The sequence below is a fragment of the Bradyrhizobium sp. Leo78 genome (assembly GCF_059512425.1).
In genome coordinates this window covers 107,580-128,480 of record NZ_JCAMOT010000013.1, presented here as the reverse complement: position 1 = coordinate 128,480, position 20,901 = coordinate 107,580, and the positions used below count along the sequence as shown (strand labels likewise).

General features: G+C 62.2%; 9 protein-coding genes. 3 read left to right on the top strand and 6 right to left on the bottom strand.

Annotation, left to right across the window (positions count from 1 at the left end; all coding sequences use genetic code 11):
* Positions 1 to 2: 2 nt before the first annotated feature.
* The 3 genes from AC5ZG1_RS18770 to AC5ZG1_RS18760 all read right to left on the bottom strand — a co-directional run bounded on the left by AC5ZG1_RS18770 (position 3) and on the right by AC5ZG1_RS18760 (position 4,150).
* Positions 3 to 1,256 carry a sarcosine oxidase subunit beta family protein gene (locus tag AC5ZG1_RS18770; RefSeq protein ID WP_496133721.1) on the bottom strand — a complete coding sequence of 418 codons (1,254 nt, stop codon included), beginning with the start codon at positions 1,254 to 1,256 and terminating at the stop codon, positions 3 to 5.
* A gap of 198 nt (positions 1,257 to 1,454) precedes the next feature.
* Positions 1,455 to 2,495: a CobW family GTP-binding protein gene (locus AC5ZG1_RS18765; protein WP_496133720.1), complete on the bottom strand. Its 1,041-nt coding sequence runs from the start codon at positions 2,493 to 2,495 to the stop codon at positions 1,455 to 1,457.
* A complete protein-coding gene (locus AC5ZG1_RS18760) occupies positions 2,492 to 4,150 on the bottom strand; it encodes an amidohydrolase (protein ID WP_496133719.1) in 1,659 nt (552 codons plus the stop codon). The genes AC5ZG1_RS18765 and AC5ZG1_RS18760 overlap by 4 nt, the downstream gene beginning before the upstream one ends.
* Before the next feature lie 240 nt (positions 4,151 to 4,390).
* Between AC5ZG1_RS18760 and AC5ZG1_RS18755 the strand changes: the two genes are divergently transcribed.
* The 3 genes from AC5ZG1_RS18755 to AC5ZG1_RS18745 all read left to right on the top strand — a co-directional run bounded on the left by AC5ZG1_RS18755 (position 4,391) and on the right by AC5ZG1_RS18745 (position 7,977).
* On the top strand, positions 4,391 to 6,217 hold the full coding sequence (locus tag AC5ZG1_RS18755; RefSeq protein WP_456641206.1) for a CocE/NonD family hydrolase: 1,827 nt from the start codon (positions 4,391 to 4,393) through the stop codon (positions 6,215 to 6,217).
* A gap of 23 nt (positions 6,218 to 6,240) precedes the next feature.
* Entirely contained in the window at positions 6,241 to 6,759 is a 519-nt protein-coding gene (locus tag AC5ZG1_RS18750; protein ID WP_496133718.1) for a prolyl-tRNA synthetase associated domain-containing protein, read from the top strand.
* A 192-nt stretch (positions 6,760 to 6,951) separates the two neighbouring features.
* On the top strand, positions 6,952 to 7,977 hold the full coding sequence (locus tag AC5ZG1_RS18745; protein WP_130222725.1) for a GlxA family transcriptional regulator: 1,026 nt from the start codon (positions 6,952 to 6,954) through the stop codon (positions 7,975 to 7,977).
* Positions 7,978 to 8,105: 128 nt separating this feature from the next.
* On the opposite strand, the gene AC5ZG1_RS18740 is transcribed toward AC5ZG1_RS18745, so the two are convergent.
* The 3 genes from AC5ZG1_RS18740 to AC5ZG1_RS18730 form a co-directional block, all read right to left on the bottom strand.
* Positions 8,106 to 19,169 (bottom strand): filamentous hemagglutinin family protein, encoded by an 11,064-nt coding sequence (locus tag AC5ZG1_RS18740; RefSeq protein ID WP_496133717.1) that lies wholly within the window; start codon positions 19,167 to 19,169, stop codon positions 8,106 to 8,108.
* A 162-nt stretch (positions 19,170 to 19,331) separates the two neighbouring features.
* Entirely contained in the window at positions 19,332 to 20,300 is a 969-nt protein-coding gene (locus AC5ZG1_RS18735; protein ID WP_496133716.1) for a FecR family protein, read from the bottom strand.
* The gene (locus tag AC5ZG1_RS18730; protein ID WP_496133715.1) at positions 20,290 to 20,880 is read right to left on the bottom strand and encodes an RNA polymerase sigma factor; all 591 of its coding nucleotides are present in this window, start codon (positions 20,878 to 20,880) and stop codon (positions 20,290 to 20,292) included. Before AC5ZG1_RS18730 ends, AC5ZG1_RS18735 begins: the two co-directional genes overlap by 11 nt.
* Positions 20,881 to 20,901: the final 21 nt, after the last annotated feature.

Genomic DNA, 20,901 nt, shown 5'->3' with positions numbered 1-20,901 from the left:
AACTAGTGGGCCACCGCCGCAGCAGCGGCTTCGTCGATCATCACGCCATCGCGAAATCGCTCGATCGTGAAAGGCGCGTTGATCGGATGAGGATCATCCTTCGCGATCGTCCAAGCGAAAACGTCGCCTGAACCTGGCGTCGCCTTGAATCCTCCAGTGCCCCAGCCACAATTGACGTAGAGCCCAGGCACCGGCGTCTTCGCCACGATGGGGGACCGATCGGGGGTTACGTCGACGATGCCCCCCCAGTTGCGCAACATCCGTAGTCTTCTGAACATCGGCACAAGCTCGCAGATGGCGTCGAGCGTATGGGTTGCGATATGCAGCGCGCCCCGCTGTGAATAGGATGTGTAGGCGTCGGTGCCGGCGCCGATGACCATCTCTCCCTTGTCGGATTGCGAGATGTAGGCGTGAATGGTGTTTGACATCACCACGCAGGGAAAGGCCGGCTTGACGGGCTCTGAGACCAGAGCCTGGAGCGGAAAGCTCTCCAGCGGCAACCTTACCCCGGCCATGTTCATGACGACGCTGGTGTTGCCGGCCGCAACGACTCCGATCTTGCCGGCTCGAATGAAGCCCCTTGACGTCTCGATCCCTTCCACTCGGCCCGATGCGGCGCGGCGGATGCCGAGGACCTCGCAGTTTTCCAGGATGTCGACGCCACGCGCGTCCGCGGCTCTTGCGTATCCCCATGCGACAGCATCGTGCCGAGCGGTGCCGCCCCGCCGCTGCAAGGCGCCGCCAAGGATCGGATAGCGCATGGCGCCGCCAACGTTCAGCGCAGGACAGAACTCCTTGCACTCTTGTGGCGACAGCCATTCATTGTCGATACCGTTGAGCCTGTTGGCATGGACATGCCGCTTGAAGCTTTGGACGTCGTGAATGTTGTGCGCCAACATCAGGACGCCCCGCGGGGAGTACATCATATTGTAGTTCAGCTGCTGCGAGAGCCCTTCCCACAGTTTCAGGGCATGCTCGTAGAGCCTGGCGCTCTCGTCAAAGAGATAGTTCGATCGGATGATCGTCGTGTTGCGGCCCGTATTCCCGCCTCCGATCCATCCCTTCTCTACGACCGCGACGTTTGTTAGTCCGTACCGTTCGGCCAGGTAGAATGCCGTCGCCAAACCGTGCCCACCGCCTCCGACAATCACAACATCGTAGGCAGGTTTCGGCTCGGGCGAACGCCACTGCCGTGGCCACGTCTCGTGGCCCCCGAGAGCTTCGCGAAACAAGGAAATTGCAGAGAATCGTCTCATGGGTGCCCGTGCCAGAATAACTGCGATTTATTATCGCCTGCCGATACGATCTCGCCAGCATCCGCTCGCCGCGCTTGTTGGATGAAAGCGACATCCCGCCGATCGACGCCGTCGCCGGGGCGCGTCGGGCTTTCGGATTGGACGCTCTCGAACCGGGTGCGCCACACTGGGCGGAAGTGCGGCATCACCACCCCCTGGTCATGGTATGAGCCGGGATACCTCGGCCTCATCCCACTGCTCGGAGAAGCCGATCAGGACGAGCCTCGAGGCATGCTGGGCAATCGATGAGGGAGCCGATACGGCTTCAAGGCTCTCGCGCTTGCCGACCCGCTGATAGACGAATCTTCGTTGTTCGTCGTCCTTGAAGCAAAAGATACCCTTTGCTCGTATGACATTCGGCGGAAGCTCGCGCAACGCCCGCATGATCGCGTCTCTGTCTGCCGGCGTCGACCAGCTACGCGTTGTCGAGGCGAATGAGGTGTGATGGCCGGTGTCTGAGCATCCGAATGTCGACGAGGGACTAGCGTTCACACCCAGCACGATATCGGCAGGAATGTCGCCGTGCATCGCCTCGAGGACGGTGCGGCCCGGAGCCGCTGATTCGATCAGCCCCTTGATCATATCCCGCCGATCCTCGATGAGGTCGGATTTGCTCATCACGACGATATCGGCCGCAGACAACTGCGCCAGCATCGTCGGCCGGGTTCTCTCATCCCTGATGCGCTCGGGAAATGTTTCGCAATCCACCAATGTAAGGATGGCGTCGAGCCGTATCGCAGGATTAGCCAATGCCACCTGCGCGATGCCGCGCGGATCCGCAAGCCCGCTCGCTTCGAGAATGATGGCGTCGGGAGGTTCCTCTCGCTCGACCAATCGCTGAATCGCGTTGACGAGATCACCGTTGATCGAACAACATGCGCAACCGTTGGTCAGGCCGATCGTATCCTCGCTTTGAAAGCGGATCAGTTCCTCGTCGATGTTTACGGCCGCAAAATCATTGACCAGTACGGCTATCCTCCTGCCCCCGGGCTCGGAAAGCAGACGGTTCACCAGCGTTGTCTTTCCCGCCCCCAGGAATCCGCTGACGATCGTCAAAGGCAGCGATATCGGGGCGACCGCGCGAGGAACGACCCTCGCGGCCTCAAAGATGCCCATCAACATGGCCAGCGTTTCTTTGCCGGCTGTCGGATTAACCGGCACAGCGACGTCGTCGGCTTGATCGCGGGATTCAGCTGTCATGCGGGTTGCGGCTTGCCGCCGAGAACCGTGCCCCAGATCTTGATGTCCTTGAGATCGACGGGATCGACCTCGAACGGATCAGCTTCGAGCACGGCAAAGTCGGCGAACTTCCCCGGCTCCAGACTGCCCAATCGCTGTTCGGCGCCCAGCACGTAAGCGGCATCGATCGTGATCGCACGCAGCGCTCGTTCGACGCCGATCCGTTCGCCCGGCGCCAGCACCGTCTTTCCATCCAGGGCGATGCGATTGACCGCGACCCAGGCGGCGGTCAACGGATGGAGCGGAACGAGGACCAGCGAGTAGTCGGAGTGAAGCGCGAAGATCACTCCTTCGCGCTCGAGGGACCCCAATCGCGCCACCGCCTCGGAGCGATCCGGCCCGAACCCCTCTTCGGCGTGAAGCTGACTGCGATAGTGCACGAAATAATTGTTCACGCTGGCGACGCCGCCGAGCGCCTTTAGCCGGCGGGCCTGGTCGGGCGTGCTGATGCAGTAGTGCTCCAAGGTGAAACGATGGTCGAATTGTGGCTGCGCCTTCTGAAGCTTGGCCAGGGCGTTGAGCGACGCATCCACCGCTTCGTCACCGTTTGCGTGGCAGTGGATCTGGATACCCGCCTTCCAATACGGAAGCATCCGCTCGTGGAGCTCATCCCACGGAACATCATTGCGCAGGCCGTTGCTTCCGTCGAGATAACCAGGAAAATTCAGCCGCAGGGACATCGCCGGGAATGACCCGTCAGATAGAAACTTCACGCCATGAAAGAAGAGCTTGTCGCCACTCCTCGTCATCGCATCGAGAAGAAAATCTGCGCCTTTGCTGCCGTGATCGGCGTAGAGTGCGAGCTCGAGCGAAACAAGGCCCATGCGTAGCGGAAAGCTCTCGTCCGGAACCACCTTCGCATGGAGCGCCCATTCGTTCTCGAAGTTTCCCTTGCCGAAGATCATTTCGGCGGTCGTGGTGACGCCGGCCTTGCGCGCGATGTCTCCCATTCGCTTCAGGCCATCGACGCCGCCACGCTCCGCGATCGCTTCGCGCATCGCGCCGAGCGCGAGACGTCCCGCCTCCAGCTCAACGAACTGTCCGTTCAACCTGCCGTCCGGATACCGCATCACGCCGTGCACATTGGTGTTGTCGGGAACCTTGGCTCGTTCCAGCGCCGCGCTGTTCAGGTAGATAAAATGCGGAGCGTAAGAGATCACCCACATCGGCCGATCAAGGGAGATGGCATCGAGCTCGTCGCGATGGAGATGTCCGCCTTGGGATGCGGGATCCAATCCCCAGGCGATGAACGGTGCACTCGGATCAGCGTCAGTCTTGGCAGCTTCGCGAAGCTTGGCGAGAACCTCCGCGCGGGTGCGTAGTCCCTTGTTGATGCCGTGCGGTCCCGGCGAGTCGATCGGGCCTATGTAGTGCATCGCGAGATAACCGGCCGAGAACGCGAAGTGCGTGTGGGGATCGATGAATCCCGGCAGGATGACCTTGTCCGCAAAGGTATCGTCGATCTTGTAGGGGTACCGCTTCAGCCAGGGCTGCATGGTCTCGATCGTGCCGGTCGACAGAACACGACCATCTCTCACCGCCACGCATTGGGCGAAAGGACGACCCGGATCCATCGTAACAACCTTCCGCGCCCGATAGACCGTGATATCTCCCATTTGATCTCCCCTGAGTGTCTGGTCAGCTCGCCAATGAGCCGAGCGGCCCGGTTACTCGAACCGTGGAGCAATGTGCACTTTCGCTTCCTTTCGCGGTTGGAAGCTTGCGACATCGCTCGCGTAACGACGCGACACGTACGGCCCCGCATCTTGCCTATGGACGTGTAGCCGTGATGATCGGCCCTCCTGCTCGTGCAGCTTGTCGCGGGCGTCAAAACGACAGGACTTCGGGATTTTCAGATGGCCGATAGCGACATGCGCGGAGATGCCTGGATGGTACCGCCGAGCCGGTACATCCGCGGCAGGCCCGGGACCCACAAGGTAACTCTGCCGAAGTCGATCTACTTGAAAATGAGGGATGGCTGCCGGCTCGCCGCCGATGTGTACCTTCCCGACGGGCCGGAACAGGGCGGACCCTGGCCGACCATCCTGATTCAAACTCCATACTACCGGCGCTTCGCTGTCGATCCCGCGGCCAAGAATGTCGAGCCGTCGCCGAACGTCGCCAAATATCGCGATACCTTCGTCCCGCGAGGATACGCGCTTGTCGTCGTCGACGTCAGAGGCACGGGAGCGAGCTTCGGTACGCGCGACATTTTCAGGTCACCCCGCGAGCGAGACGACGCCTACGAGGTGGCCCAATGGATCGTCCAACAACCCTGGGCGAACGGCGCGATCGGCGCGACCGGGATATCCTATCTCGGGGCGGCCAGCGATTTCCTTGCTTCGACATCGCATCCTGCCGTCAAGGCGATCGCCCCACTGTTCTCTGTCTGGGACACCTATCTGGATAACTATTACCCCGGCGGGATACTTCTGACCAATCTCGCCGATGTCTACGATCGCCTGATGGCCGGCCTCGACCAGGATCAGCGCGATCTGCTCAAGGAGTTCGTCTACTACTCCAATCCCGCCTTCAGGGGACCGCATCCCGTCGATGACGATCCGGACGGCTCCGACTGCAGAGCGGCAATCGACGAACACTCCGGCAATTTCCGCATGCCGGAGCTGATGCGCGCCATGGAATTCAGGAGCGCCACCCTTTCCCAATTCGCCGGGCACTCGTCCGATGCCATCAGCCCGGCGAACTATTGCGAGGGCATCAGGAGAGATGTGGCGGTCTATTCCGTCTCCGGCTGGATGGACGGCGCTGGCTACGCGAACGGAGCGATCAGCCGGTTTCTCACCTTGCCGAACCAGAACAAGTACCTTCTCCTCGGCCCGTGGGATCATGGCGCACGCATCAATTGCTCACGGTGGCGTGCGGACGAACTCCCGGAATTCGACATTCTCGCTGAGGTCTTGAGGTTCTTCGACGAGCACCTCGCCGGACATGACACCGGCCTCCGCTCGGAGAAGCCGGTGCACTATTTCTCTGTACATGACGAGAGGTGGCGCTGTGCTGATACCTGGCCGCCGTTCGACGCATCGAAAACGCTATTCCTGGCGCTCGACGGAAAGCTCGCCGATGCGGCAGGCAAAGCGGCGACCGACTCTCACGAGATCGACTTTGGTGCGGGAACAGGCAGACAGACGCGATACGAGCGGATCGCTGCGATCGACAGCCGGCAGTATTATACGGACTGGGATGGCCGTGACCGCTCCATGCTGAACTACACAGGCCCCGAATTGCCTCACAACACCGAACTGAGCGGCCATTGCCTGGTCAATCTCTGGATATCAGTTCCGGCACCCGATTTTGCAATCCACGCCTATCTCTCCGAGATACTTCCTGACGGAGAATCTCTCTACGTCAGCGAAGGGTGCCTTCGCGCGCTCCATCGGGCGGAAAGTCCCATGCCAAGCAACTATCAGACGCCTGGCATATTCCACGCTTGCACGCGAGATCAGGCGCGAGAGCTGGTGCCTGGCCAACCTCATTTGTTTCGTTTCTCATTGCTCCCTGTCGCCTGGACCTTTCTGGCGGGGAGCAGGATCAGATTGTCTCTCGCGGGCGCCGATGCGGACCATTTCCAGCGCATCCCCGCGACAGGTCCACTGCGGATCGAGCTGCTTCGTGGTGGCGGCAATGCCTCACACATCAAGCTGCCATTGCGGCCAGCATGAGCAGCGGCTAGAGAAAGCGATCTATGGGCAGCAGCATGAACCAGAGCGACGAACTTCTGGCCTATCTCGAGAGCAACGGCATCGAGGCACGCACTTTCCAACACCCGCCGGTGCACACCGTCGAGGAGTCGAAGAGCCTTCGCGGCGATATTCCCGGCTTGCACACCAAGAACATGTTCCTGCGCGACGGCAAGAAGAACTACTTTCTTTTCGTGACCGACGAGGACGCAGTCATCAATCTCAAGCAGTTGGCTCGAAAGATCGGAGCGAAAGGAGGTCTGTCGTTCGGATCGGCCGATGCGCTGCTGGAGTTGCTCGGCATCCAACCCGGCGCCGTCTCCGTGCTGGCGGTTGTTAACGACAAGGAACGAAAAGTCAGGGTTGTGCTGGACCAAAAATTGGGCGGCGTGGCAACGATCAATTGCCATCCCCTCAGCAACCAGAGGACGACGTCGTTGTCACGGGAGGCGCTCGAGAAGTTCCCGGCCGTTACAGGCCGCGATCCTTCCTACATCGATCTGGACGACGACAGCCCGACCTGAGCGATCGATCTGCTGCGGCCCCCAGCTTGGGCAGGTCGCTGGCGCAGAGCCCGGGTTCGCGGCCTCCCGAATGGTCTTGTTTTTGCTTTCGTAATACCCGCAATATGGCGCCCCGATCGCGAGGTTGGGGAGATGCGGTTCCACGACAAGGCCGAAGCCCCGGCCCTCGCGCGGATACGCTCGGAGGCAAGGATGGAGAGAACGATACGACCGCTTCGCGTCGGCTTTATATTGTCGAACAACTTCACGCTGACGGCGTTCTCGAACTTCCTGGATGTCGTGCGATTGGCGGCCGACGACGGGGACAACAGCCGTCCAATCCGATGCCAATGGCACATCATGTCCGCGGGCGGCGATCCAATCAGGTCCAGCAGCGGCGTGCTGGTCACGCCCACCTCCAAATTCATCGACCCGTCCGAGCTCGACTACATCGTTGTGGTCGGAGGCCTGCTTCACGACGGTCCGCAGATCGACGAGCGCACCGGCAAATATCTTTTGACGGCGGCCGAGTCCAGCGCGGCGATCGTCGGTGTCTGCACCGGCAGCTTCATTCTCTGGCGCCTGGGCCTCCTGCGCCAGAAGAAGTGCTGCATCAGTTGGTACCACTATCGCGACTTCCTGGAGGAGTTCGGCGACACGTTGCCGATTGCGGACCAATTGTTCGTTGTCGACGGGCGGCGCATCACGTGCTCGGGCGGGATCGGCGCGGCCTATCTTGCGGCGCATATCGTCGAGTTGCGCCTTGGCCTGTCCAACGCGCAGAAAGCGCTTCACATCATGCAGATCGACCGGATGCGACCGGGCTCATCGGCTCAATCGGCTCCGCCTACGGAGTTCGTGGGCAACGATAGTCGGATCTCGCGCGCCTTGTTGATCATGGAGCAGAACCTGTCGTCCCCCCTTTCCATTGCCCGGCTGGCGGCGAAGGTCCGCCTCAGCACACGTCAACTCGAGCGGCTGTTCAAGGACGAGACGGGCCAGTCTCCTCAGAACGCCTATTTGCGCTTGCGGTTGAAGCATGCACGCTGGATGATGAAGACTGAGATGACGCTTGCCGCCATCGCTGCGGAAACCGGATTTGTCGACGGATCCCATCTCAGCAAGGCGTACAAATCCACGTTTGGAAGCAATCCGTCCGAGGATCGCAAGAGATCCGTCCGTAGCGTCCTCGATCTCGAACCGAGCGCGGAAGGTCGTCGGGTCTATGACCCTGCCTGAGTTTGGTTTCTCAAGAGATTGATTGCTGCGCTCAGTCAGCGGCGTGTTGATCAGACTCCGCGGCCGAAGCCCCAGCCGCCGGTCGACAATACCCGGAGAGTCGCTGGTGATATCGGCCACATTTGGGGTCAGCGCACCTGCTTTTTCTTCTCGTAGATCAGAGCCTCGGTCTGCACATCCGACAGCGCACCGGCCCCCAATACTTGAACCGGACTCGTCTGATCATAGTTGTAACTGCGCCGATCGTTCCTCCGACGCTCTTCTTCCTTACGACGTTCTTCCTCCTGACGCCGCTCTTCATCGCGTCGCAGCGTTTCCGAATCGCTCTCGCCGCCAAAGCCAAGCAGTTCGACGATGATGATCGACGGTCGCTCATTCGCGGGCTGCTGCGTCGCGTCCTTGGTCGCGTCGGCCGCCGCCTTGTCCTTGGTTTCGACCGGCAGATTGACGGCCGCGGGCGGCGCCTTCGGCACGCCCTTGGTCTCGCCACCGACCTTGATGTTGTCGGTGTTGAGCACATACATCGCCGCCACGGTGAAATTGCCGCTGACCCGGATTCCGGCGTCGCCCGCATCCACCGTGCCGACCGGAGCGATCAACGAGACGTCGCCGGCCTCGACACCGGTGAAGCCGATGATGGTGCCGATGCCGCTGCCGGAAATGTCAGCCTTTTCCATGACCTTCGTAACGGCGTCGGCATCGGTGACGATTTCCGGCGCCGACGGCACGCGCGTGGTCTTGGCACCGCGGCCGGCGTCGATATCGCCGTGCGTCGACCAGATCACCTCATCGCCGCCGGCGAAGGTGAGAATGCGCGAGCGGTTCACCGTCACACTGTCGCGCGCAAAGATGTTGATGTCACCATAACCAAGCGTGACCAGGCCGGCGCCCGGCGGCACCACCGTGCCCAGCGCCGCCACCTGTAGTCCGCCGCCCGGTGTCAGCGTCTCGATACCGCCGCCAGCCATAGTGAGGAACGCGGTGTTGCCGATCTTGATATCGCCGCTCCAGTCCTTGCCGGGGAACAGGGTCTCGATCGCGGTGTAGCCACGCTTGTAGCCGCCGTGGATCGGCCGATCATCCGCATCGAGCGTGTTTTGATCGTCGCCGGCAGCCTTCAACTCCTGAATATACACCTGGCGCAGGAAGCGCTGCTGCGTCAGCGCAGGCAATGACTGGAAGCGCGCCCAGGCGTCGAGCGGCGACAATGTCTCGCCGGTGATCTCCTGGATGAACGAGACCAGGCCGGACCTGACCTTGTGCGAAGATCCGCCGCGCGTGTCGAAGGCGTCGGTCAGATAGATTGGCAGCATGACGCCATCGATCGTCACCTTCAGGTAATCCGGCATCGCCGTGACATTGGCAGGATCGAGATAAGCTGCCGCCAGCGCATCGTAGGAGGGCTGCTTGCCTTTGAGGCCGGCCATCACGGAGATCGCGGCGCCGTCGCGCGGCAGTCCCCGAACCTCCGAGGTCTCGACCGGGCGGTTGTCGGCGTACGCGTAGTAGTTACCACGACTGTTGATCACGAAGTTCGTGCTATAGACGTCTCGCCCCGCCGCCAGTGCAATCATGCCTGGGCCTTGAATATCGATGTTGTAGCCGATGATATCGTTGCCGGCCTCGAGCAGCGAGACGTCAGAACGATGAACGTTACGCAGGTCGTAGCTGATATTGCGAATATCACCCCCGGCACGGAACCAAGTCTGCTCGTTGGTGGTGACCTTGCCGAGGCGCATCAGGTTGCCCGCGGCAACGATCGGCGAGCCCAATATAGTGCCGCTTCTTGCAAAGATACGGCTGGGCTCCTCGTCGCCCTCGTTAGGCAAGTGATCCGGATTGCGAACGCTTTCGATATAGCCGCGATGCGAATTGTAGCTGATCGGATTCTCGAACGTCATGACATTGAGCAACAGGGCATGAAATCCACTGTTCGCCGGCGATTGGAAATCGGGATCGAACGGAGACGTCACGAGCTGGATATCCGCGCCTGAGCCTCCGCCCACAGGCCTGAAAGGCGAAGGCATCATCTCGAGATTTGCCCGTGACATGCTGATTTCACCGAGCGTCACATCTGTTTCGGCGAGGATACGGAGTTCGGGATGGCTTCCGGGAGCCGTGTAGAAACGACTGCGGTTGGTCACCGATCCGTTGAGAGCAGCGATGCGCGTCATCGAGGGATAGAGATTGGTCGCCATCAGACCGATGATCGAATAGTCGATATCGCTCGTGTAGACGAAGCCGGACACATCGATGTCCTTGGAGAGAAATCTCCCCTGGTTGGCCAACGTGACGTTGCCGCCAACCGCCAGCAGGTCGAGCGCCGTCCGATCGGTGTAGCCGCTCATATGGGCGTTGTAGAAACTCTGACCGCCGAGCAACAGGGGGTCGGAGTTGAGCATCAGGGGATCCATGACCGTCTGCAGGAGCAGGTCACCAGCGGTTCTGACCTTCATCGTCGTGTCGCCAAGCGCAATCACGGGCGCGATGAAATAAGCATCGATCTGCGTCTCCGACTTCTGTACAGACACCGTGCGTCCGACGGTGAATTCGCCGGCGGTGATGGTGCCCGCGCCACGTCCCGCATAGTAATAGCCTGCGCGGATCGCGCCGCCGGCTTCGACCTCCATCAGGCCGCCGTTGCGGACTTCGAGAAGCTTGCGTTCGCCGCTCGACAGTCCGCCGCGGACGCGGCCATTGGTCGGCAGCGCCACCAGCAGGTTGACCAGATCACCGCCCGCGTTGACCGACACGTTGCCGCCGCCGAGCGCACCGACGCCCTGCTGGAAATTGCCGTAATCGACCCACCATGAACTCTGCTGGCCCGGCAGATAGACATAGCTGCTGTCGGTCGTACCGGCCTTCTTCAGCCATTCCACGAACAACTGGTTGTCGTCCGGATTGGCCGGCAGCACCGACCCCACGCTGCCCTGCGCCGAAATTCTGAGATTACCGCCGTTGATGCCATAGGTCGCATTCACCGGCACAATGAAATCGGCAAACGAGGTCGGGTCAGCCCGTCCCGCCGTGTAGATGACGGATTCGTTGTGCGCCAGAACCAGATCGCGGCCGGCCGCGACATCGATATCACCGGTGCCGGTGCGGACGACCTTGCCGGCGGTGGCATCGCCAACAATGAGCGAACCGCTGCCTGATGGCAGAGCCGCCAGCGGAGCGACCGCAAGTGCGTTCGCAGATGTCAGATCGGCACCGGAGACGAGCCGCAGATCCCATGACGCGGCATCCTGCAATACACCACTCCGGTCCGCCGCCGAGAAGCCGTCGCTGAGATGGCCAAGGATGATGAGATTACCGGCCGCACGCAGCGTCAGCCCGCCGGCGCGGGCGTTGGCACCGAAGTCGGCGAACAGATTCCAGTCGGTTTCGGCGACGAGGTCGCCCGAGCTACGGATCTCGATGCCGGGCATCACGGCAAGGCTGCCCGAGGCATTGAGGCGGGCAGCAATGGCCGCGGCATGGCCAGCGAAATTGTTGGCGTCGGCAATCGCCGCCGCGCGGACCGCGTCAACCGAGCTGCTGTCATAGACGCTGACGGCTTCGAGCACGGCGGAACGTGCGCCGACGATACTGGCCTGTAGATTGCTGACAGCGATCTCGTCGTGACCGGCCGACTGCAGCGCGCGGAAGCGTACACGACCACCCTCGGCGCCGGAAACGTCGATGCTGCCGCCGCGCAGATCCAACTGGCCGCCGCTGGCTTCCAGCGTCACGCGCCCGCCACCGAATTCGCCGGTGGCGCCGGCCTGGAGCCGGGCGGAGCTCAGCATCGTCAGCCCGTTGCCGGCGCTGACTGCGATCTTGCCGCCATATTCCGAACGAGCGTCGATCACGCCCGCCAGCGTGACTGAGCCCCGGTTAGCGACCAGCGCGAAGTCCGCGACATTGGTGATGCCGTCGATCACAACATTGCCGGAGCGTATCCGGAACTGCCGCGACGCGGAGAAGCCCGACAAGTTCAGCGTCTGGCTCATGGCGGCAAAGTCCGGCAGCGTCGCAATGTCCAGCGCAAACGAACCGCCCTTCTCGCCGGCCTTCGCCTGGGCCTGGATGCGCCCGTCGAGCACCACGGTGCCGCCGTTCGATGCGGCCATCGAGAGCTTGCCTGCCGCGCCGCCGTCGGCATGCGCGGCAAGATTGAGCGTTCCGCCCGAAGTCAGTAGCACCGAGCCAACCGCCGTCAATGCAATGCTGCCTGCATCGGCGAATTGCGCGACGTCAAAGAACTCCTTCCTGGAGCCACCGACATCGATCAGACCGCCTTGGCCGATCACGACATTGCCGCCGGTCGCAGTCAGATTGACGGCACCTCCAAGCGCCACGATGCGCCCACTGAGATCGACGCTCGATCCTGTCAGCGAAAAACGGGTGCCGAGGCTGAGTTCGGGACGATCGATGGCGCTATCGCCGCCACCGATCACCCGAAGCGCGCTCTGGGTGAGGATCGATTGCGATGCGCCGCCGCGCCCGGTCACCACCGGACTAGCCAACGTCACGGTCGCCATATCGGCTTCGATGCTGCCGTTGCCCTGCCCGACGATCTGGCGGCCCGCATTCAGCGTGACCGCGTCGAAGCCCCGCAATACCTTGTTGCCGCTGCCAAGAACGATTTCGTCGGCGTTCAGTGTCAGCTGGAGATGACCGGCACCGACGGGGCTGCTGAAGCTGCCGCCGCTGTTGTCGAGTGCGATGCTGCGACCGCTGATCGCGATGGCACCATTGCCGTAACCAACCAGCCCGGCAGAATCCAGCGTCACCGCGTTCAGACCGGCACCGCCGAGATTGACGGAGGTGTAGACGTCGATCGTGCTGTAGCTGCGCAAGGTGAGAGACTGCGTATTGGCCAGTTGCGCCAGTGACACCGCATCGAGAACGAGGCCGGAGGTGCCGCCGCCGAAGCCGATCCGGCCGCTCGACAGTGACAGCGCCGCGCCTGAAAGATTCGCATTGCCGGCAACCACCGTGTTCTGCGTCGCATCGATCAGCAGCGCATTGCCTCCCGCAAGTGTCGCATTGGCGCCGATCGTCACGATCCCGCCCATCGTGATATCGACATTCTCGCGCAGCACCTTGACAGCATTGCCGGTGGAGACACGAAGCAGCGCACCGTAATCCTTCGACGGGCTCAACAGCACATCGTTGTCGGGATTGCCATCGCTCACGCCGCCGAGGTCGCCGTAGACCGCCTTGACCTGCGGCGCCATCACGAGATCAACGCTGCTGCCCGGCGCTGTTCCCCTTGCGAGGATGACGCTGCCGTCGCCGACGTGGATGGTGCCGCTCGCCGCAAAGAGGATTTCCGATCCCGTCAACGCGCTCGTCGCATCGTTGCGAATGACAACGTCACTCGCTGTCACATCGATACGCAGGCCTCTCGTGTCACCACTGCGAACGCCACCGATCAACAGACTGCCGGCGCCGAAATTGCTGAGCGAGTTCGCGTCGACCACCAGATAGCCGGTCAGATCGCTGCGATCCTGACCGCTGCCGACAATCGCGATCCTGCTCCCGGCGATATCCACCAGGCCGCCGCGACCGCCCACAGCCGGTTGCGACTGCAGCAGACCTTGCAGCACGAGCTCGGTTGTCGCCTTGAACACCACCGATCCGCCGTCGGTTGGAAGCCGCGGCGTGACGATATTGATGCCGGTGAGACGGTATTGCCCAAGTTTGAACGCATCGGATGCGAAGTAGGTGTTAGCGAAGGCCTCGTTGTATTCGCTGTAGCTGCGCAAGGTCGAGCCCGACATCACCCGCCACGTCGAGCGGAGCTGCTCGAAGCCGCCGCCATAGGCATCTGCCCGGTAACCGCTCATCAGCACCGAACCATCCGCCATCGGCACGGAATTGGGGACCTCCTTGCCCGCAGATCCCTTTACGACGGACACCGCGTACGCCCCGGGCAGCAAGGCATAGCGCGCCGGCAGCAAGGCATACCAGCCAGCGGCGAGGCCATTGCCCCCGGCAAGCCAGACTTGATCCTGTGAAGCCGTCGATACATTCAGCCCCGGCATGATCGCGTAAAGTTCTGGCTGGGTCAGCACGTCGTGCGAGCCGCCGGGGCCGGGGACGTGCTCCCAAGCATAAAGATCGCCGCCACCGCGAATGTCGACAACCGAACCGGCCGCGAGCGTGACGCCGGGCGCATTGAGGACGATATTCTTTTCCGGCAGCTTGCTCAGCGTTGGCGTCGGATTGCCCGTGGTCGGTCTCGTGATCGGATCGATCCAGAACTCGTCGTTGCTCAAGGTCCCATAAGGAAGCACGAGACCGTCGCCGGACACCGACGTGATACTTCCAGCGCCCAGTGCGATGCTGTCCGTCGCGGTGAAAGTGATGCGGCCAAATGGCGCGCGCACCACGCCATTCTGCGCGATCACTGGCGCCTCGAGGTTCAAAGTGCCAGCAGCTGACAGCGGCAGCCCTGTATCGCCGTTGCGCTCGATGACCAATTGCGTGCCGGCTCTGATCGAAGCAACGATGCCGGTGGCCGGATAAACCTGCCCGACCTTCAGCTCGAGACGGCCGTCTGCATCGAGCGACGAGGTGCGGTTTGACAGCAGATCGGTCAGCAGGCCGCCCATCCTGAGATCGCGCGCCAGCAGTTGCGTTTCAGCGAATCCGGTAAAGGCCGTTCTGGTGATGTCGATCAGATCGGCGGTTAGCGCGATCTTGCCGGCGCCGGCCGGGCCGGCGGAACCGGATGCTCCGAGGAGCGCGATATAGGGCGCGGTCAGCTTGGTCGTTCCTGCGCCGCCGCTGATGATCGCGCCGCCGATCGAGATTGATTTGCCGAACGAAAGATCGATGCCGGGCGCCACCATGAATCCGCTGGTGTTCGCCTTGAGATTGGCGAAGCCGCCATTGTTCACCGTATCGGCGGAGATCTTGGTGACCTTGATCGCCGCGGTCGGCAATACCACACGCTGTGTGGCGTCCGCGTCGGTATAGAAATTGCGCTCAAGGAGCGCGAGCTGCGCCGCGCTGGCCGGCATCACCGACGCCAATGGCTGGGACAGCCCGCTCGGCGTGGTGTCGGCGTCGAGATCGACAATGCCAAGTCCGCCGCCGCGGATCAGGCTGCCGGTCGCCGTCAATATCTGGCTGCGAACCGTGCTGTAGCGGAACGCTGTATCACTGCCCGAGCTATACTCGTGATAGACGTCGAGGTTGCCACGCGTATTGAACGATATGATCGCACCGGTATCGCGATCGATATAATAGAGGGTCGTCGGCAGCAACACCGGTTCGGTCGGCTCGGACAAGCTGCTGACCGCGATGTCGATGGTTCCGCCGATGGCGCCGGCGCCGCCGGAACGGCCGAGGAAAGTGCCGGCGATCAGATCGTTGGCGGCGCCGCTCAGATTGAGCGCAATCGTACCGCCGTTGCTGGCGAGGCTATAGGTCGAGACCGCGCCCCGTCCCATCGCCAGGTCGAAGGTGCCGCTCGCGCCCGAGACATCGATCAGCGAACCAGCTTCGATCTTCATCACCGCCGCATTAGCAAGGCTGACACCGCCTCCGGCCAGCACCGTCCCGGAGCGTAGACCTCGCGCGTCGATCTCCGTCACCGATGTGCCGCGTGCCAGCAGTTGCGCTCCTGCCGTGAGCGCGAGCTCGCCATTGGCGGACACGGAGATCGAGCCCGCCGGCGCGTCGATCACGCCACGCACGATCACGTCGCCGGGGATGGTGGTATCGGTAGCGGGATCCTTATGACCGATGGCAGTCAGCGTGACGGAGCCGCGGACATCGGTCCGCACCACGGAGCCGGCGCCGACCGCGACGCTGTCGCCGATCACTGACAGAGAAGTTGCCTTACGATCCAGCCGGTCCGCCGTCGGGAGCAACGCGAGCTTGCCAATTGCAGTAATCGGCGTGCCCGATGCAAAGGCGGAAACATCGACGCCGGCGAGATCGACATTCAACGGAAGCTGCGAGATCGTGGCGCCGTCCGCGACGGTAATGTTTCCCGTACTCGTCAACGACAAGGCGCGGAAGCCACGTTCGCTGTAGAGCGTCTCCGACAGCCGCAACACGGCGGGATCCGCCGGAGCGGTGCCGCCTACCTGGACCGATCCTGACGTAATAATCGTGAGTGAGCCACCCGAACCTGCCGCGTAGCCGCGCAGATCGAGTTCCGACAACTGATTGGCATCCGTGACCGACAGCGTGATGGCGCCGGCATCGCCGAGTTTCAACTTCGGCTTGGCGCCGCGCGTGTCGTACCAGCCGCCGCCGGACACGTCCAAGGTGATGCCCGGCGCGAAGTCGCCGGTGAGCTGGATCGTGCCGCCCTTGATCACGGGAAGCTGCGCCCCGCCCGGGCCATTGATCCATTCGCCACTGACATCGATCGCGGCGCCGCGACCGAAGGTCGCCGTCTCCGCGCCGGCAAACCAGACATTGCCGCCAGCAATGCGAATGCTGCCGTCAACAGCAAAGCTGGCCGGATTTTGAGTGCCGACATTGGCAATCACGTTGAACGTCGTGCCCGATGCAAGCTCGAGTTTCTCGTCCTTGCCGAGCGTGAAACTGTTGGCGACATAGAAGGCAAGCTTCGACATGCCGGCTTCGGCCAGCACATCGGAATCGAGATAGGTGGTCTTATCGCGAACCGATAGATCCCTATCCTGAGTGCCGTGGTACCATTTCGCATCCAACGGGCTGCTCGCGGCAAAGTTGGCAGGCAGCTTCTCCGGCTCGGCAGCGATGATGAGATTGCCCAGCAGCCACTGGCGATGCTCGTCGGCGTTGCCCCCAATCGTGAACGTGCCGGCGGTGGCGAGTTGGCCGGACGCCGCCTGCCGTTCCCCCGTGATGACCCCGCCCCAGTAGCTACCCTCGAGCACCATGGCTTCTGCGGCGAAGAACTGGATCGAACCGGCATCGCGGCCTTCGGTATAGCCCCGTTCGAACCGCGTGCCGTTGCTGCGATCCAACGGGTTGCGCCAGGTCTCGGTGATGCCGGCACGCTCATGCCTGCGAGTGAAGCCACCCGCGAGACCGACATAGAGACGATCGGGCGTCGCCGCACCGATATCGTAGACTCGACCGTCCGCCCCCAGAATCTTGGTCGTGGTGATCCAGCCGTCCGCATAGCGCACCGAGCCGCCAGAGACGTCGAGCAATGAACCTTCGCGGGTTATGATCGAGCCACTCGACTTGATGAAGATCGAACCTGCCTTGGTGGACAGCTCACCCAGCGTTGTCTTGCCAACCCCGATCCAGCCGGAGAAATCGCCTAGCGGCGTGCCAACCCATTTGCCGGGCGAACCTGCGATCCAGTTGACGTCGGCCATAGGCCCGTCCCCGAACAAGCCGCTGACGCGCTTGTCGACGCTGACTGTCAGTCCGCGCAGCCACGAGTCACGATACAAAGGCGAATCGCGCAGTTCGTTGATACGAAATTCACCGGTGACGACGTTGCTCTCCATGGTGAGCAAGACGTCCTGCAGACCCGCGACGCTGAGGTAGGCATCTTCGCCGATATACACGCGGCTGCCGTCGCGCTTCACCGGCTCCCCTGTGATGGGAACATCGCCAGACAGGGGCGATGTGCTGGCAACGATGCTGATGGTGCCGGCCGGCACGATGACGCTGGCCCGGGCCTCGATATCGATGAATTTTCCGCGCATCTCGATGCGACCGGGACTGTAACGCGTCGCCAGCGACGTTAGCTCGATGTCACTGGTATCAGTGAGGTCCGGCATCGCCGTGGTGACGCTGCCTGATCCCAGAATTAACGTACCAGTCGACCAGTAGCGCAGTGGCGATCCAACAGGCATCGAGCTGCCGTAGGACGTCATGCCCTCACCCCAGGCGCGCAGCCGGATGGAGCCTTCGCGGTTGTTCAACGCGGTCGAGGCCTCGAGCGCGCCGTTCTGCACGATCTCGCGGGACATCAGGGTGATGTTGCCGTGGTCGGCCCGCACCATGCCATTATTGACGACGTTGTAACCGACCGAAGCGCCACGCGCCGCCATCTCCGGGAACACAATGTTCTTCAGGCCCAGCGTGTAGTCGTTGTCGCCGACCCAGTTTCCCTGACCGGTCACTGTCGCCATATGGTAGTAGTCGAACATCCAGCGCATCGGCGCCGAGACGGCGACGTCGAGACCACGAACGCCAGACAGATCGGTCGCGAGGTAGATCTGTTCGCCCGCCGCCATGATGACCTGGCCGTCGGGTGCCGAGATACGGCCGGAGTTGAGGACATGCGGCGCAAAGACAAGGGCCTTGCCGCCGCTCGCCATTGTGATCTGCGCGCCGGCCTCGATCCGCACATCGCCCGGAGCGTCGCCGATGATCGCGCCTGCGACCTGGCTGGGATCGTCGAGCCCGACAAATTGGTTCGGGTTTTGTTGTCCGAGATAGCCGAACTGCGGCTTGGCAATATTGCTGCCTGATGGATCGTCGAAGACCATGAGCTGTTTGTTGATGCCGGCACGGAACTGCTCATCCGACAGGCTCAACGACGAGGCGACGAACGTGTTGACGTTGATCTGGCTCGATCCGCCGAAGATGATGCCGTTTTTGTTGATGACGTAGACTTGTCCGTCGGCCTTGATCGTGCCGAGGATCCGGCTTGGAGCCAGCGTCGGATCGGTGACACGATTGAGCGCAATCCAGTTGGCTGCGTCAGCACGACCGGCGGTCTGGTTGAAATACAGATCTGTCTCGCGGCCGACATTGAAGCTGGACCAGTTCAGGATTGCTTTTTGCTCGGTCTGCCTGACGGTCACCGTGGTGCGGCCTCCGCTCTGCGACTGCGTCGGCAGATCGGCGCCGGTCCAGACGCCCGGGACGGCTCCGGCCCCCGGCGCCGTCACCAGTCCTCCGGGCGTCAGTCCGTTCGGGACCATGCTTTGTGCCGCCAGCGCCGCCGCACGCGCGGCGGCTTGACCGTCGCGCAGTGCCTGCAATGAAGCCGCCGCGCGCGCCATCGACGCCAGCGCCTGCTTGGCCGCGAGCGACGACTGCTGAGCGGCCAACTGCGCGGCCGTGGCAGTGGCTGCCGTAGCCGAACCCGAACCCGCGCTTGTGCTCCCCAGGCTGCGCGCCTGCGCCCCCGCAATGCTGCCGAGCAGCAGCGCAGCGGCACTAACGCCAACGAGCAAGTTGTTCTTGAGGGTGGCGCGGCGGGATCGGTCGGCGGCAGGCTGGACGGACATGGCTTGATCTCTCGGCAAAGACTTTGACGTGAAGCTGATTTCACGTGGATGACGTCACTCGAAGCGACGCTTTTCCTCTGCGTAGAGACATGCCGAAGCGCGGCACCGAAAAAAAATTAAGAAATAGTTCGAGCTCAGGAATTCCCAAGCAATCGACGGCGTTTAGCTCAGCAGGACGATGCCGCCCGGCAAGGATGTGACGGTCGCGCCAAACAGTTTCTCGACTTGCTCGAGGACCGCATCGGCGTTGCGAACCCGGAAATTGGCGCTGAACAGCCGCGCGCCGAGCGCAGAATTCACGACGATGATTTTTCCGGAACGATAACGATTGATTTCGGTGATGACTTCACGTAGCGGCTTGGAGTGGAAGATCAACAGATCGTCTTGCCAGGCGGTCACGATCGCCGCATCGACGAACGCGGGCTTGCCCAAGCCCGATCGATCATAGGTGATCTGCTCGCGGGCGCGCAACGACGCTGTCGCCGCGCCGTACGAGACCTGAACGTTCCCCTCGACACAGGTCACGCAAACCGCGTGCCCATCATTCCGTATGTTGAATTTCGCTCCAATTCCGCTGGTTTGGCCTTGACTGGACGTCACGACAAAGGCCGGCCCCGCGCCGGATGGCGTCGCGACCAGCGCCTCGCCCGAGATCAGCTCGATCCCCGCGGCCTCCTTCGCAACCTGTCGCAGCGCAATGCTGGTTTGGGTATTCATCTCGACGAAGGTCGTGTCGGCCACCACAATACGCCGCCGCTCGCCGGTGTGCGTCCGATAGTCGGCCGCCAATTCCGACCAGGATGGCCAGAGGCCGAGCGGCGGCTGCACGACGAGATATGCTGCGCTCGCGGCGATGGCGGCGGCCCCGCCGCCGAGCACGGCACGACGTGACATCGAGATAGAGGAGAACGTCCGCGCGGCCGGGCGTTTCCCCTCAAACGCCTCCGGCCCCAAGGCCTCCCACATCCGCGCGGCCTTCATAAACGCGGTGCGATGCGCCGGATCACACTCGATCCACACCTTGCCGTCCCGCACGTCAGCAGGTCCTGCCTCCCCCGAGGTGAAACGGACCAGCCAATCGTGCGCTTCGCGCTCGATCCGGTCCAGCTTTTCGCGTGGGCTATCGGTCATCCCTGTCATCAATACGCTTGTTGGCCTCCTGTCCATGCGATTGCTGAACGGGCTGAGGGCCGAATCTTTGCACGAGTTGCCGATCCAGACGAAGCGCGCAATGGGCTAACGCATGCTTCAACTCGATCTCAACCAATCTTTGTGATATCTCTAACTGTACTGCAATTGCGTGCAGGGTTTTTCCTTCAACGCGCGCTGCATGCAGGATAGCGCGCCGTCGCGGGGTTAATTCCCGGATCGCCTGTTGAAAGGCTTCGAGCTCGATCTTCGCTTCCAGGCTTCGTTGGGGACCGGGCGCTTCATCGGCAATGTCGAAGGCGTTCTTCGCGTCATCGAGCGAAACCGTGTATTTTTCCGAGTGCAGTTTCCTCAGGGCGATATTTTTGGCCATGCGCAGCAAGTAAGAGCGCGGCTGCCGCACCGGCGGCAGATCCGCGCCCCGGCAAAGCTCCATATACGTGTCCTGCAAGGCGTCACCGGCAAGCTCCACCGAATTCAATCGACGGGCCAACCTGGCTCGCAAATCATCATAGCAGAGTGTCAAAAAACGGCGCAATTCGGCGCGGCTGCTGTGGGTCATGCGGGATCGCGACTCTGGACC